Annotated in this window: 13 protein-coding genes; 5 read left to right on the forward strand and 8 right to left on the reverse strand. The window is 67.1% G+C overall.

Going from position 1 to position 14,543, the window contains the following annotated elements; translation table 11 throughout:
* The first annotated feature begins 3 nt into the window (after nt 1-3).
* Entirely contained in the window at nt 4-204 is a 201-nt protein-coding gene (locus tag RMCB_RS06875; protein ID WP_062828188.1) for a hypothetical protein, read from the forward strand.
* Between the two features lie 15 nt (nt 205-219).
* Here the strand turns inward: RMCB_RS06875 and RMCB_RS06880 are convergent, their stop codons facing one another.
* Nucleotides 220-729 carry a hypothetical protein gene (locus RMCB_RS06880; RefSeq protein ID WP_029370575.1) on the reverse strand — a complete coding sequence of 170 codons (510 nt, stop codon included), beginning with the start codon at nt 727-729 and terminating at the stop codon, nt 220-222.
* A 299-nt stretch (nt 730-1,028) separates the two neighbouring features.
* Between RMCB_RS06880 and RMCB_RS06885 the strand changes: the two genes are divergently transcribed.
* Nucleotides 1,029-2,327 carry an HNH endonuclease signature motif containing protein gene (locus RMCB_RS06885; protein ID WP_051243922.1) on the forward strand — a complete coding sequence of 433 codons (1,299 nt, stop codon included), beginning with the start codon at nt 1,029-1,031 and terminating at the stop codon, nt 2,325-2,327.
* A 236-nt stretch (nt 2,328-2,563) separates the two neighbouring features.
* Here RMCB_RS06885 and RMCB_RS06890 read toward each other — a convergent pair whose 3' ends face one another.
* From RMCB_RS06890 to RMCB_RS06900, 3 genes are all read right to left on the reverse strand, one after another.
* The gene (locus tag RMCB_RS06890; RefSeq protein WP_062828189.1) at nt 2,564-3,571 is read right to left on the reverse strand and encodes an esterase family protein; all 1,008 of its coding nucleotides are present in this window, start codon (nt 3,569-3,571) and stop codon (nt 2,564-2,566) included.
* A 124-nt stretch (nt 3,572-3,695) separates the two neighbouring features.
* The gene (locus RMCB_RS06895) at nt 3,696-5,129 is read right to left on the reverse strand and encodes a mechanosensitive ion channel domain-containing protein (RefSeq protein WP_062828190.1); all 1,434 of its coding nucleotides are present in this window, start codon (nt 5,127-5,129) and stop codon (nt 3,696-3,698) included.
* A complete protein-coding gene (locus RMCB_RS06900; RefSeq protein ID WP_062828191.1) occupies nt 5,126-7,294 on the reverse strand; it encodes an adenylate/guanylate cyclase domain-containing protein in 2,169 nt (722 codons plus the stop codon). Before RMCB_RS06900 ends, RMCB_RS06895 begins: the two co-directional genes overlap by 4 nt.
* A 91-nt stretch (nt 7,295-7,385) precedes the next feature.
* On the opposite strand from RMCB_RS06900, the gene RMCB_RS06905 reads away from it, so the two are divergent.
* Nucleotides 7,386-7,817: a DUF1810 domain-containing protein gene (locus RMCB_RS06905; RefSeq protein WP_029370580.1), complete on the forward strand. Its 432-nt coding sequence runs from the start codon at nt 7,386-7,388 to the stop codon at nt 7,815-7,817.
* Here RMCB_RS06905 and RMCB_RS06910 read toward each other — a convergent pair.
* Genes RMCB_RS06910 through RMCB_RS06920 form a run of 3 tightly spaced genes read right to left on the reverse strand, consistent with a single transcriptional unit; the run spans nt 7,772 to nt 11,309 of the window.
* Nucleotides 7,772-9,112 carry an alpha-amylase family protein gene (locus tag RMCB_RS06910; RefSeq protein ID WP_062828192.1) on the reverse strand — a complete coding sequence of 447 codons (1,341 nt, stop codon included), beginning with the start codon at nt 9,110-9,112 and terminating at the stop codon, nt 7,772-7,774. The two genes, RMCB_RS06905 and RMCB_RS06910, sit on opposite strands and share 46 nt — an antisense overlap.
* Complete coding sequence (locus RMCB_RS06915) at nt 9,105-9,584, reverse strand: nucleoside deaminase (RefSeq protein WP_029370582.1); 480 nt, start codon at nt 9,582-9,584, stop codon at nt 9,105-9,107. The genes RMCB_RS06910 and RMCB_RS06915 overlap by 8 nt, the downstream gene beginning before the upstream one ends.
* A gap of 48 nt (nt 9,585-9,632) precedes the next feature.
* Complete coding sequence (locus RMCB_RS06920; RefSeq protein ID WP_234792026.1) at nt 9,633-11,309, reverse strand: tetratricopeptide repeat protein; 1,677 nt, start codon at nt 11,307-11,309, stop codon at nt 9,633-9,635.
* A 118-nt stretch (nt 11,310-11,427) separates the two neighbouring features.
* Here RMCB_RS06920 and RMCB_RS06925 point away from each other — a divergent pair, with 118 nt between their 5' ends.
* Nucleotides 11,428-11,811, forward strand: a complete 384-nt coding sequence (locus tag RMCB_RS06925; RefSeq protein WP_062828194.1) for a cupin domain-containing protein — start codon at nt 11,428-11,430, stop codon at nt 11,809-11,811.
* Between the two features lie 47 nt (nt 11,812-11,858).
* Complete coding sequence (locus tag RMCB_RS06930) at nt 11,859-12,488, forward strand: PaaI family thioesterase (RefSeq protein ID WP_029370585.1); 630 nt, start codon at nt 11,859-11,861, stop codon at nt 12,486-12,488.
* Between the two features lie 6 nt (nt 12,489-12,494).
* Here RMCB_RS06930 and RMCB_RS06935 read toward each other — a convergent pair whose 3' ends face one another.
* Nucleotides 12,495-14,492, reverse strand: a complete 1,998-nt coding sequence (locus RMCB_RS06935; protein WP_062828195.1) for an FUSC family protein — start codon at nt 14,490-14,492, stop codon at nt 12,495-12,497.
* Between the last annotated feature and the right edge of the window lie 51 nt (nt 14,493-14,543).

Raw genomic sequence — 14,543 nt, forward strand, 5'->3', positions numbered from 1 at the left:
ACCATGAAGCGGGGATTCGTAGTCACGTTCGCGATCGGTGTGATCCTGACGCTCTTCGGCCTGATCTGGGCACTGCAGGGCTTCGGTGTGCTGCAGGGCAGTCCGATGAGCAATACCACCACGTGGTCGGTCATCGGCCCGATCACCGCGGTCATCGGCATCGGTATCGGGGTGTTCAGCTGGCGCAAGCTCTCGGCCAAGTGATCCGATCGCGGCGTCTCATTCCTTGCCGCGGTATTCGAAAACCTTGAACGACATCCAGCCGGCTTCGCGCGCGTGCTCGAGCCTGTCGATGCGGTACATGAACGGACCGCTGAGTACGCACGGGAGCTTCGAAAGACGTTCGCGCACTTCGGCTTCGGTGAGGCCTCGGCCGACGCGGTACACCCGGTCGTTCTTGTAGTACGTGTCAAGGGTGACCACGTGCAGGTCCATGACAACACGAACGGTTTGATCCAGGTCCCCGATTGCCAGGACGACCAGGTCATAGCTGTCGTACTGGTAGCCACGGTCGTAGAGCGTCGGGTCCTTGTCCAGGGGCGTATGCACCCGCACCCGCAGGCACCGGCCGGTCTCTTTGTTGACGATGACGCCGGTGTAGAGGTCGCGGCCTTTCGCCACGGCAGGGAAGAACCACCCATCGGTCAATTCCTGGGCGCCGCCGAGGACCACTTGCTGGGCATCGAACGCGCCGATGGCCAGCTCACGGGCGCGTGGCTCGTCGATCATGCTGCGCAAGCCTAGCTGCGCTCGGCATCGTGGCAACGGGAATGACGGACATCGCTGCTGCCGTTAGGGGCTGGACTCCCTCGCGGTCACCAAACACACTGCGTGGTAGGGCAGTTCGAAATCCCGCGGCTCGTGAGCCGCTGGGCGGTGGTTGAATCCGCCCGTGCATCCAGTCTTGCACTCATCCTTTTCCGCAGATGCCTTCGGGGTAGCGCACTCCCTTTTTCTGTTCCCGGCTGTTCTCGGGCTCGGGGTGCACAGGACCCATTTTTGTCGGTGGCTTCTGCGATGATGGTGTCATGTCCTCGGAGCCAACATCTTTCGCTGATGGCGGGGTAAGCCCTGCACAGCGGCTGGAGGTGTTGATCGACGAATTGTCGGAGTTGTGCGGGCAGCGCAATGCGATCGACGGACGCATCGTCGACATTGTCGCCGAGTTGGATCGCGATGAGTTGTGTGGCGCCACTGGGGCCCGCTCGATCATGGCGTTGGTGGCGTGGAAGACCGGTGTCACCCCGAACAATGCCGAGACGATCGTGGCGGTGGCGCGGCGCGCCGAGCAATTCCCGCTCTGCACCCAAGCGCTGCGGGAGGGCCGGTTGTCACTCGATCAGGTCGGGGTGATCGCCGAACGCGCCGCCGACGGCTCCGATGAGCACTACGCCCAGTTGGCGCCGGTCGCCACCGTGGCCCAGTTACGCACCGCGGTGAAACTGGAACCCAAGCCCGAACCCCAGCCCGATCCCGAAGCGCCCACTGAGCCGGAGCCGGTGGTGCCGGAGCCGAAACGCTCGTTCACCAAAATCGAGCACGATGACTCCACCACCTACCAGATCACCCTGCCCCGGCTGGAAGCAGCGAAGTTGGATGCCGGGGTGCGGTCACATCAGGAGGCGCTGATCGCGGCGTGGAAACGGGACCACGACGCCGGTGACCAACCGGGCGAGCAGTCCCCGCCGTTCCCCGACACTGTCGATGCGTTCATGAGTCTCGTCGAAGCGGGGTGGGATGCCGACGTGGCGGCCCGCCCGCATGGGCAGCACACCACGGTGGTGGTGCACCTGGACCTCGACCGCGACGGCGAGAAACCCGTCGCCGCCCTGCATCTGGGCCCGGTGCTCACCGACGCGGAGCGACGTTATCTGACCTGTGATGCGACCTGCGAAGTCTGGTTCGAACGCCACGGCCAAGCAATCGGCGCGGGCCGCACCACCCGTACCATCAGTCGCCGGCTGCGCCGCGCGTTGGAGTATCGAGACCGCTGCTGCGCAGTGCCAGGGTGCGGAGCCACCCGCGGGCTGCAGGCTCACCACATTGTGCATTGGGAGGACGGCGGACCCACCGAACTCGGAAATGCGGTGCTGCTCTGCGCTTTTCATCATCGGCTGCATCACCGCGGACTCATCACCATCACCGGCCCCTCCGATCGGCTCAAGGTCACCGATGCCACGGGCCGAGAACTACACGGCGGTTCCCTGGCCCGCCCACCGACCACCCCGCCACCCAATGTCCCGCCCTATCGTGGGCCGACCGGTGAACGCGCCGACTGGTGGTGGTACACCCCCTTCCAACCCCAACCACCCCCGTCGCCCAACTAGGCAAAAGCCCGGCGGCATCGCGGGCCGGATAACACTGGCCGCCATGCCATTCGGGCTGGGGCCCACGTGGGTCGATTCAGGTAGGGCCCGGTGCTGCCTACGTAATCCATGGGCCAGGTGGCCGACGACTCCAACACATTCCACCGCGTGAGCCGCGAAGACGAGCGCGCCCAACATGGACAGGGAGCCTGCCGTCGGGGGTAACGGCAGGCTCCCTGGGTGGGTGGATCTTGTTGTTAGGTGGCGGACTGAGCGCCCAGCACCCGCTGGATGTCCGGCTTCATCTCCTGCAGTTGCTGCCCCCAGTAACCCCAGCTGTGCGTGCCGTTCGGCGGGAAGTTGAACACCCCGTTCTTGCCGCCCGCCGCGATGTAGTTGTCGCGGAAGGTGACGTTGGTGCGCAGGGTCAGCCCTTCGAGGAACTGCGCGGCCATCAGGTTGCCGCCGTTGGTTCCGCTGTCGAGATCCGACGGGGTGCCGGTGCCGCAGTAGATCCAGATGCGGGTGTTGTTGGCGACCAGCTGGTTGATGTTGACCATCGGATCGTTGCGCTTCCACGCCGGGTCGGAGGACGGGCCCCACATGCTCTCGGGGTTGTAGCCGCCTGCGTCGTTCATCGCCAGACCGATCAGCATCGGCCACCACCCCTCGGACGGGTTGAGGAAGCCGGACAGGGTGCCGGCGTAGATGAACTGCTGCGGGTGGTAGATCGCGTAGGTCAGGGCCGCGCTGCCGGCCATCGAGATCCCGACGACGGCGTTACCAGTCTGTGACACACCGCGATTGGCGGCCAGCCAGGCGGGCAGCTCGTTGGTCAGGAACGTTTCCCACTTGTAGGTATAGTTCTGCCCGTTGCCCTTCGACGGCTGGTACCAGTCGGTGTAGAAGCTGGACTGGCCGCCGACCGGCATGATCGTTGACAGGCCGGACTGGTAGTACCACTCGAACGCGGGCGTGTTGATGTCCCAGCCGTTGAAATCGTCCTGGGCGCGCAGACCGTCGAGCAGGTACACGGCGTGCGGGCCGCCGCCCTGGAACTGCACGCGGATGTTGCGGTTCATCGACGGCGAAAAGACATCGAGGTACTCGACGGGCAGCCCCGGGCGGGAGAACGCACCAGCGGTCGCCGACCCCCCGGCGATACCGATCAGCCCGGGCAGTGCCAGCATCGCGATGGCGCCGATCATCAATCGGCGCAACGTGATCCATGCTGTCGTGCCATGCATGTTTCTGAGGAACTTCATAACGGCAACCAACCCACCTTTCCTTTGCTTGCTACAAGCAATTGCCGTCGCTTTGCGAGCAAAGTGAATCATGTGCCCCATGAGTCACACGCGTAACACGACCGGGCGGGCAGATCGCGGTTGGCTAACGATTGGAACTCGGCGCCGAGACCGAGTCCTGCGGCGCAGCGGTGGCCACCGCCTGGCGAGCCTCGGTCCGGCGTTGGTCGAAGATCCGGCTCAACTCGTGCAGCAGCAAGGGATTTCGCGTCACCAACTCTTCGAGAAAGTCGCGGTCCACCTGCAGCATCGTGGTTTCCTCGACGGCGTGCACCGAGGTCCGCGTAGCTTCCCGGGTCAGCGCGCTGTGACCGAGGAAGTCTCCGGGCCGTAACGCGCGGACTGGCGCGACGGTACCGTCGGGTCCGATCGCGGTGACCTGTCCTCGTCCCTGCACCATGAAGCTCATGCAGGTCGGTATCTCGCCCGCGGTCTGGATGGTCTCATCGACTCCGTAGCGGCTCAGGATGGCGTGTCCGAGCAACTCCTGCAGGTCGGTATGGCTGAGTCGCAGCGTCGATGCCAATCGCCGGCAGGCCTTGGTCAGCCGCTCCGGGGTGTTGAATTCGTCCTCGACACCGTCGAGGTGCAATTCGGCTCGCCGCGCGGCATACCAGACCCATCGCAGGAAGATCGCCTTCGCGGCGCCGTCGTCGGCCGGGGAACGCACCGGGATGGTCGTGCGGTAGTCGTTGCCGCCGATCGGAACCGCCTTGACCGCGGCCTCCGGACGTACTTGGGGAAGTCGGCGGGCGACCCCGGTGAGCAGCGCGCACACCTGGTCCGGTGCGTCCGAGGCGGCAAACGTACTGACGACAGAGAGCGAGTACGACGCTTCCGGCCTGCTCAGGTTGGTGAACGAGGCGCCCGCCAGCACCGAGTTGGGCATGATCTGCATGCCGCTGCCGGTATCGATATGGGTTGCGCGCCAGTTCACTTCGACGACGCGGCCCCGCGCCGAGGGCGTGTCCAGCCAGTCGCCGAGCCGGAACGGCTGCTCGAACAGCAGCAGCAGACCGGAGATGATCTGCCCCACCGAGTTCTGCAGCGCCAGGCCGAGCACGATCGACGAGATGCCCAGAGCGGTGAACAGCCCGCCGACATGGGCGCCCCACACGTAGGCGAAGATCAGCCCGACACCGACCGCGATCAGGGCGAAGCGCGCCACATCCAGGAAGATCGACGGAATCCGCTTGCGCCAGCTGCCTTCCGGCGCGCCTTGGAACAAGGTGGCGTTCAAACCCGACAGCAAGAGGATCATCACCACGAAACCGAACACGGTGGCGACGATGCGCACGGTGGTCGTCTCGCCCGAGATGTCGCCGCCCTTGACCAGCAGGACCAGCAGGGCCCCCAACGGCAGGATGTAGTTGCGCAGCAGGCCCACCGGCCGAGCCAGATAGCTTCCGCGGCGTGCCAGCGTGTTGTTCAGCTCGGTGAGCAGTACCAGGCCGACCGGCAGACCGATCGCCACAGCGAGCGCCCAGTAGAACCAGCCGGTCTCCAGCACGCTTCTCATGACTGACGCTCCGCGAGCCGCCAGATCTGCTCCTCGGTGCCGTCGACGGTTACCGACCCTGCGGCGGTGAACTGGCGGACGTCCCCAGTGACGTCACGTACGCGCGTCGTCACGTAGATGCCGGGCTGCGGCCCACCACTGCGCACCCGATAGGCCAGATCGACGGCCGTGCCCCACATGTCGTAGGCCAGGCTGGATCTGTCGACCAAACCGCTGCTCACGGTGCCGGTGTCGATGCCGGCCCGCAATCTGAGGTCGTGTCCGGTCTCGGCGCGGAACCGGTCGACGATGCGCTGCATCTCGGCGGCGAAATCCACGGTGCGGCGGACGTTGTCGAGGCGCGGCACCGTGAGGCCACAGCTCGCGAGGTACCCGTTGTGCAACGTGCGCACCCGCTCGATACCCAGATGTTCGGCCGCGGCGTCGAATTGCCGTACCAGCTTGTTGACGATGGCCAGCAGTTCGTCGGAGCTGAGATTGGCGGCCAGCTCGTCGATGCCCACGAAATCGGCGAAGATCACGGTGACGTTCTGGTGGTCCTGGGCGATGGTCTCTTCGCCCTCGCGGTACCGCTGCACCACGGGTTCGGGCATCATCGTCAACAGCAGCCGGTCGTTCTCCTTGCGCTGTTCTTCGAGCAGATCCTCCTTGATCCGCAGATTTCGGCTCATCTCGTTGAAAGCGACTGTGAGATCACCGAATTCATCACGCGAGAGGACCGGTAGCGACACCCCGTAGTCGCCCGAGCTGATCTGCTGTGCCCCCGCCTCCAAACGCCGCAGCGGACGCACGAAGATCCGGGCCAACCCGATCGCGGCGATACATACGACGAAGATCATGGCCACGGTCGAGAGCACGAGGGTCCGCGTGAACACCGTCACCGGGGCGAACGCCTCGGTGGTGTCGATCTTGGCCACCATCACCCAGTCGAGGCCCGGCAGGTTCACGGGGGCGTAGGACTGCAGTGTCTCGTGGCCGAGATAGTCGACGTCGATCATGGTGCCGGTCTGGCCGCGTTGTGCCAACCGTGCCGCCTGACTGGCCACCGGCTGAACCAGGGTGGTGCCGTCCTGGCGGATCGCCGACTCTGCCACGTCGGGTGGGGTGCCTGCGTCGATCACGTCCTTCTTGTACTGGTCGCGGTTCTCGACGAACATCCTGGACACCGAACGCATCAGACCGTCGCGCCCGACCAGCATGGTCTCGCCGGTGGATCCCATGCCCGCCTGTTGCCATTTCTGGTTGGCGGTCATCACCCGATTCACCCCGGTGATGGGCAGCTGCAGGGCCAGCACGCCTTCCACCCGGCCCTCGTTGCCGATGGGCGACACCATCCAGGCGGTCGGGGCCTGCGCCGGCTGATAGTCGCTGAAATCCGTGATGTCGACGTAGTCGATCGCGTTCGACGCGACCGCCCGGCGGTACGCGTCGGTCAGGCTGCTCGTGCGAAACGGTCCGGTGTAGACGTTGGTGCCCAGGTCCACACCCTTGTATGCGCTGTACACGACATTGCCGCGGGTATCGAGCAGCAGCGCGTCCTCGAACTTGAAGCGCTCGACGACGGTGCGGAAGTAGTCGTTGAACCGCGCGCACGCGGCCGACCAGGCGCTGCCGTCATGCGCGTCGGAGAATTTCAGCGACGTGTCCCAGTCACTGAACGGCGCCATGTAGTTGGCCTGGAGCCATTTCTGCGGGTTGGACGTGGGTAGCAGCTCGGTCACATCGATATCGTTGCCGGTCTGGGCTTTCTCGGCCTTGGCGAACTGGTTGCGGTAGTAGTCGACGACCGCCTGCTGCTGGGCGGGCGTGACGACGGCATTGTCCAGTTGGTCGAACCCGGCGGTGAAGGCCCGGGCGGCTTCGGTGGCGGTCGTGCCACGCGTGTACACCACGAGTGAGTCCCGCAGATACTGGAATTCGGCCTCCAGCTGGCGGGTCTGCGCCGAGCGGATCTCGGTCAGCCGGTCGAAAACCGAATTGCGCAATGAGCTTCGGCCCGACTGATAGCCGATGGCCCCGACCACGGCCGCCGACAGCACGCTGGTGATCAACAGCATGGCGAGCAGTTTGGATTGGATGCTGATCCGGGACATGACGCGCCGGCGCAGGTGTCGCCGTTTGCGCGGGGGCGTCTCGGGGTCCGGAGTCTCGGCTGCGGTCGTCATCGGAAGGGAACACTAGCTGGGCTTTTCGGCGAGCTCAGCGCTTTCCCGTCAAGTCTGGTTCGCCGGCCGGTATCTGTGCGACATTCGACATATGGTCACCGCCGATGACCCCGATGATCTGCGTCGCTTCACCGAGGCGCAGGAACGCGTTTACCCGACCGTGCTCGCCGAACTGGCCGGCGGCCGCAAGCGCAGTCACTGGATCTGGTTCATCTTCCCGCAGCTGCGTGGGCTGGGTCGCAGTGCGACAGCGGATCATTACGGCATCGCGTCGGCGCAAGAGGCGCGCGCCTACTTGGCCGACCCGATACTGGGACCGCGATTGCGGGAGTGCGCACGCCTGGTGGCCGCGATCGACGGGCGGTCCGCCGAGCAGATCTTCGGCTGGCCGGACTGCCTCAAGGTCCGGTCGTGCATGACGCTCTTCGCCGCGGTTGCCGACGACCCCGCCGACTTCCAGGCGGTGCTGGACAAGTTCTACGACGGGCTCGCCGATCCGGCGACGTGCGAGATGCTCGGCTGAATGATCAGCCAGCCGTGCGGTGCAACCTCGGTCTCGGCAATCTCGTGTTGCGGGGGAGCCCCTGAACCGGCGATCACCGTTCCAGCGGGCGTGCCGAGGTCGGGCAGCGAGACCGTGAGTGGCGCGTCGTCGACATTGAGGGCGACGATCAACGATCCGTCACCGGCCGTGGTGCGGTAGATGTACTGCGTGTTGGTCAGTTTCAGCGCGGTTGTCTTCGCAGTGTGCAGCCACGGGTGGCGCCGGCGCAGTCCGATCAGGTAGCGGTGGAACCGCAGGACGTCGGAATCCTCAGGGAGTTCATCGAATCGGGGCCGAACGGCGTCGTCCCCGCCCCGGCGCTCTTCCTTGACACCGCGGTAGCCCGACTCGTCACCCGCATAGATGCTCGGGGTTCCCCCGGTGGTGAGCAGGATGACCAGCGCATGTTCGAGGTGGTCCGGGTTGGTCAGCTGGCTGGCGATCCGCGTGACGTCGTGGTTTCCGACGAACGTCAACGGCACGAACGTATCGAGAAAATCGTTGTGCCGCTGCAGCCCCCAGTCCAGTTCGTGAAAATTGCCGTCGTTGAGGCTGCTCCAGATCGCCTTCCAGAGTTCGTACTGCGTGACCGAGTCGAAGGTGGCAGCGCTGACCGTGGCCGCGTAATCGCCGTGGATCACCTCGCCGACGAACCATGCGTCGGCGAATTCCTCACGCACGCTTGGCAATACCTGTGCCCAGAACCGGTCCGGAACCGCGTAGGCGGCATCCAGTCGCCAGCCGTCCGCACCGCGAGCGAGCCAGTGCCGCAGCACCGCGACCGTGTACTCCACCACCTCTGCGCTCGCGTGGTTGAGCGCGATCAGTTCACCGTGCCCTTCGAAGGTGTCGAACCGAGCTTGCGGGCCGCGCCGCCGGAACCACGCCGACGCGGGGTGGTCGGGGCCGCCGTCGAGTGCGTCGCGGTACTTCGCGAAGTCGGTGCCGACGTGGTTGAACACCCCGTCGAGCAGGACCCGCAGCCCGCGCCGGTGCGCCTGGGCCACCAACTCGTCGAAATCGGCGTCGTCGCCAAGCCGCGGATCGATCCGGAAGTGATCGGTGGTGTCGTAACCGTGGGTGCGGGAGGCGAAGATCGGTCCCAGGGCGATGCCGGACGCGCCGAGTTCCACGGCGTGGTCCAGCCATTCGATCACCCGGCGCAAGCGGTGTTCATCGGGGCCGGGCGCCGGGTCGGCGGGAAACGCCCCGACGAAGCCCAAGGGGTAGATCTGCCACCAGATGGCGTGCGCCACCCACCCCGGCTCAGGCACGAAACTTCGCCGCGTACAGATCCTTCATTTCCTCGGCCAGTTCAGGGGCCGGTCCGTCCACCGTGACGCCGGGCGCCACGGTGCTGATCGGCAGGGGCGCCACCGGCGCCGGCGGGACACCCCATTCGCTGAGCCATCCGGTCAGTTGTTCGCTGGAGGTCGCGTAGACGATGCGACCCAGCCCGACCCAGGCGTGTGCCGCCGAGCACATCGGGCAGTGTTCGCCGGAGGTGTACACCGTGGCGCGGGCCCGCCGCTGCGGGCTCAGATGCTCGGCGGCCCACCGGGCGATGGCGAACTCCGGGTGCTGGGTCTGGTCGCCGTCCTTGACCCGGTTTCGATCGGAAAACACCGTGGTGCCGGTGTAGTCGACGAGGATCGAGCCGAACGGTTGGTCGCCGTCGTCGAGGGCTTCACGGGCGAGTGCGACGCATTTACGCAGATGCTTGAGGTCGGTGTCGCTGATGGCCACGGTCGCGAGTTTACGGCGAGCGACGACACCTCCGGGGCACAACGACGGTCAACCGCCGCAACAGGTGGGTGCGACGTCCAGGCGGCACGCGCACGACGCGACGATCGGGACATCGGCGCGGGCCCGGGCCAGTTCGAGTTGCTGAGCGATGATCGCCGCCTCGGCGTCGCGGCCCAGCCGCTGCAGGCACTCGTGGTATCCGTGCAGGCTCCATACGTTGCCCGGGTGATGGCTCGACCGGTTCAGCGTCGGGTCCAGCCCGAGGTCGGCGGCGTACACCGAGGCGGCCTCCTGGACCCGGCCCTGTTCGAGCAGCAGGGCGCCATAGGCATGCCGCGTGGGTTGCATCCAGCCCCACGGTTCGTCGTAGGGTAACCCGTCGTCGAGCTCGACGGCCCGCCGCAGGTGCGCGAACGCGTCGTCGAATTTGCCTTCCCGGTAAGCGATCTCACCGTCGAGCATGGCTTCGGCGACCGCGAGGATGTCGCGGCTGGTGTTGTTGAACAGGTAGCGGCTCTCCGGGATGCGCCGGTACGCGGCAGCGAAGGCCTCCCGCTCGACGCGGGCCTGGGGGAGTTGGCCCTTGGCGGCGTGGGCGACACCGCGGCCGTAATGGATGGTGGCCGTGGTGGTGCTGTACAACTCGGTGTCGGCGGGTAGCGGTTCGGCGATCAGATCGTCCCAGCGCCCGAACCGCACCAGCACGTGCACGCGCAGCGGCACGAAGGCCTCGAGCCAGTCGGCCATCGGTGGTGACGGCACCGCCAGCAGTTCGGGGGTGAGCTGGCGCGCCAGCTCGTCGGCCGCGCTGCTCGCCGTTTGGTAGTTGCCCGCGAACATCGCCGAGTACACCACGAAATGCAGATCGTGGGCGCGGTAGAGGGAGTAGAAGTTGAGCGCGCCGGACCGCTCGACGAATTTCCGGTCTGCTTGCACGGCAGCCTGATTGGCGACCACCGAGTTGTGGTAGTCGCCGCAGAGCACGTCGATGTGGCTGGGCATGTGCTGCAGATGCCCCGCGTCGGGCACCAGGCCGCGCAGCAGGTCGGCGGCGGCGAGGGCGTCCTGCGGCGTGGTCGACATCTCCATGGCATGGATGTACAGATGCAGGATTCCGGGGTGGCTGCGTCCCTCGGCGGTGGTCAGCGCGGCGTCGAGGACGGCCTTGGCCTCGATGACCCGGGAACCGGGCGCGGGTTCGCCCGTTCGCCCGTCCCACAGCGCCCAGGCGGTCACGTTGACCAGGGCGTCGGCTGCCAGCGCCTGCACGTCGATGTCGCCGGGATGGTCGGAGGCCAGGGCCGCCATGGCGTCGGCGTAGGCGGCGTGGCCCGCCGTCAGTGCCTCGGCGTCCTCGGGGTCGTCGGTCGGAAACCGTTGTCGCAGAGCGGTTATCAGGGCCCGCTCGATGCTCGACGCACGTCCGTCCGCAGCCAGGTCGAGCTCGGTGCGGGCCCGGGCCAGTGACGTGGCCAGGTCGACCGGATCGAACGCCTCCCAGGCCTTGTTGTAGTTGGGCCCCACCGCGTATGCGATGCCCCACCGCGCGATCGCCAGGTCGGGATCGAACTCCAGCGCGCGTTCGAAACAGCGGATGGCCTCGTCGTGGTTGAACGCATAGGCCCAGATGAGGCCGCGGTCGAACCAGGTCTGCGCCGGCTGCGACGGGGTGTCCACGGGTCGGTGGTAGGTGCCCAGGTCGTAATACGGTTCGGCTTCCGTCACGGCTGGCACGATAGTTCAGCCGCTCGCGCCGCGAGAAGTGTTGGCACAACCCCTGAGCTGAAAAACCCCTGAGCCGAATCGGTGGACCGGTCCAGGCCTACCCGCATACGGTGGCGGAATGATTCGCTGCGTCCGCTTGTCGACCGGGGCCGACGGTGCCTCGCATGTGCAGGTCGGCCGGCTGGAGATGAATCCCGGCCGCAACGACGATCTGGTGTCCGCCGCGATGGGCGCGACGCATGTCACGGTCGAGGAGACCGCTGCCGGCGGCACACTGGCTTGGCATACCGCGCCGGTACGCCAGCTCGTGATCACGCTGTCCGGCACGTTGGTGTTCACCACTCGGGGTGGCGAGACATTCACGCTGCACCCCGGCGACGTCCTGCTGGCCGAGGACACTGTCGGTACCGGACACCAATGGCAGCTGCAGGACGGCGATCCGTGGCGCCGCATGTACGTCGTGCTGGCCGACGACGTCGTCGTGCCGTTCGAGGCGCAGTAGCAGCCAGGGGATTCGACACCGGCACGAGAACGTGTTCTAGTGCTGAGATGCCCGGTTACACCCATGTCGAGGGCCTGCGTTCGGCCGACGTGCAACGACTGAAGTCCACCTACGGGCCGCTGGCCGAGTCGGTGCGCGCATTGATCGACGCGACCATCCGCTCGGAGGCCGACCCCGCCGAGGTGGCCGCGGCCAAGGCGGAGATCGACGCGGCCACGGCGCGGCTGCGGGCCAAGCAGATCGACGGTGCGTTCGGCGTGCAGTTGACGTCCGACGGAGACCGGATGCCGTGGGGCAATCCGGCCATCGGCATCCGTAATCCCATCGCGCCGCCGCTGGTTATGGTCAAGCACCCCTCGGGCGTGCTGTCCACCGACTTTCACCTCGGAGCTGCCTACGAAGGGCCGCCCGGGCATGTCCACGGCGGCATCGTCGCGATGGTGCTCGACCACCTGCTCGGCGAGGTGGCCGCAAGCGATCCGGACAGTCCACGGTTCACCGGAACCCTGACCATTCGCTACGTGCGGGCCACCCCGCTGGGTGATCTGCACGCCGAGGGCCAGATCACCCGCACCGACGGCATCAAAGCCTATGCCGCCGGCCATCTCTCGGATTCGGAAGGCGTCACCGCCGAGGCCGAGGGCGTGTTCATCCTGCCGCGCTGGGCCCGCGGCTGATCGCGGTCAACGGGACGGCGCGGCCGGTTCCACCCGATCGATCGCGATGTCGGCCAGGCTGCCGGTGATGGTGGTCAGCTCGCCCACCAGGATGCGCGCTGCCCCGTTGTCGGTCGCCAACGTCGACGCCAGATCGTGCACGCGCCGCAGGGCGGCCGACAATTCGACGGTGTCCAGGCTCCACGGCACCGCCGGGCTGGGCGGTGCGCCACGCAAGGCTGCGATGTAATCGTCGACCGCGGCGATGAATTCGGCGTCCAACGCCGACGACGGATGGGTCGGCAGGCTGTTCTCCAACGTGGTGCACGCACTCGTCACCGCGTTCAGCGCGGTCCGGTAGGACCGCAGCCACCGGCGCAGCGTCGGAGAGTCCAGTCTCGCCGCGCCCCAGGCGGCCTCGAACGCCGCACGCGCCCGGAACGCGCGTTGCCAGGCCGCCGACAGCGCCTCGGCCGGATGATCTACCTCGTGCACGAACGCGGTGACCACCATTGCCGCGTAGTCGATCTCGGTCATCAGCAGTTCACCGGCCCGCTGCCGCAGCCGGATCAGGGAATGGTCGGGCAGCAGCACATGGGCCATCACCGCCAGCCCGCCGCCGACGAGCACTCCCACCAGTCGGTCGAGCACGCCCGCCCAGTCGGTGAAACCACCGACGCCGACGACGAACACCATGACGGCGCCGATGGCCACGACCACCGCGAGATAGCCGAATCTGATCACGCCGTAGGCGACTGCGACGAACACGGTCGCGCAGATCACCGAAGCCATGGTTCCCGGCTGCCAGAACACCGTCAGCGCCGACGCGACGACGATGCCCACGGCGAGTCCGGCCATCCGGCCGGCGCACCGCGTGTAGGTGTGCGCGGTCTCGGGCCGCAGCACCACCACGACGGTCAACGCCATCCAGTAGCCGTGCCCGAGCGTGCCGTACCGCGCGGCGGCCGCGGCGACGGCCGTGGTCACCGAGAGCCTGATCGCGTGCCGCAGGATCGGCGACGTCCACGTCAGGTGCGAACGGACGACAGCCGGTGCCGATGCCAGCGAACCGATCAGGTCCGGGCGGTGTAGTTGCCCGAAGCGCAGCACTGCGGCCTCTCGCAGCTGTTCGGAGAAACGTTGTGCGCGTGCGGCTTCCGCGCCGGTCACGGCGGCGGCGGTGGCATCGACCCTGACCAGGGCATGTTCGGCGTCGCGGCGCGCGGTGTGGCTGTGATCGGCAATCGCGTCGAGCAGCACGGCGGCCGCGGACAGCAGTTGCGGCACCCCGTCACGGCGATCGCCCCCTGCCGTCGAGCGGAAGGAGACCAGCGTCGCGGCCAGCCGTTCCGGCAGCCGGTAGCCACCGTGGTAGGCCCGAGGCTGTTGGCTCACCTGGCTGTTGGCGAACACTTCGCGCAGCCACGTCATCGGCGCATCGTCGACATCGGCCGCGCAGTCGGCGGCCACACTGCGGGCATCGGCGGCCAGCGATCGGTAGGCCCGGCTCAGCCCTTCCCGCTGGGCCCGCCATCGCCGTGGTGGTCGCACGGAGATGAGCGCTGCCTGCAACAGTCCCGCCAGGAGCACCAGTAGGAGGGAGAGCAGGGTGTCGGCCAGCGTCGGCGCGGTGACCGGGGCGATCACCAGCAGCGCGCTCGCGGCCGACGCCACGAGGCCGGCGTTGGCACCGAGTGACCACTGCATCCCCGCGGCGAAGCACCACAGCGCGACCACGATGACGAACGCCACGTCGTGGGAACCGCTCAACACCGCGAGCAGCACCACGATCGCCAGCTCGACCGACGCGGTCGCGACCAGCGGCACTCGGCCGCCCGGGCTGCGCTGCAGTGCGATGGCACCGGCGATCACGCCGGCGCCCAAGGTCCACATGGCTGCGGTCGGTGACACCCCGTAGAGCGCGAGCATGCTGAGCACGAGCGTGCCGATCAGGCTGCGTGCCACCGCGCCTGCGTCGGGAGTGCTGAGCCGCAGCGCGTCGGCTGCTTGTCCACCGGTCTGCACGTGCCCATTCTGGCGCCTGTCAGCGCGGTTGGGTGGCCAACCGGGGCCAAG

The organism is Mycolicibacterium brisbanense (assembly GCF_001570425.1).
Taxonomy (GTDB): domain Bacteria; phylum Actinomycetota; class Actinomycetes; order Mycobacteriales; family Mycobacteriaceae; genus Mycobacterium; species Mycobacterium brisbanense.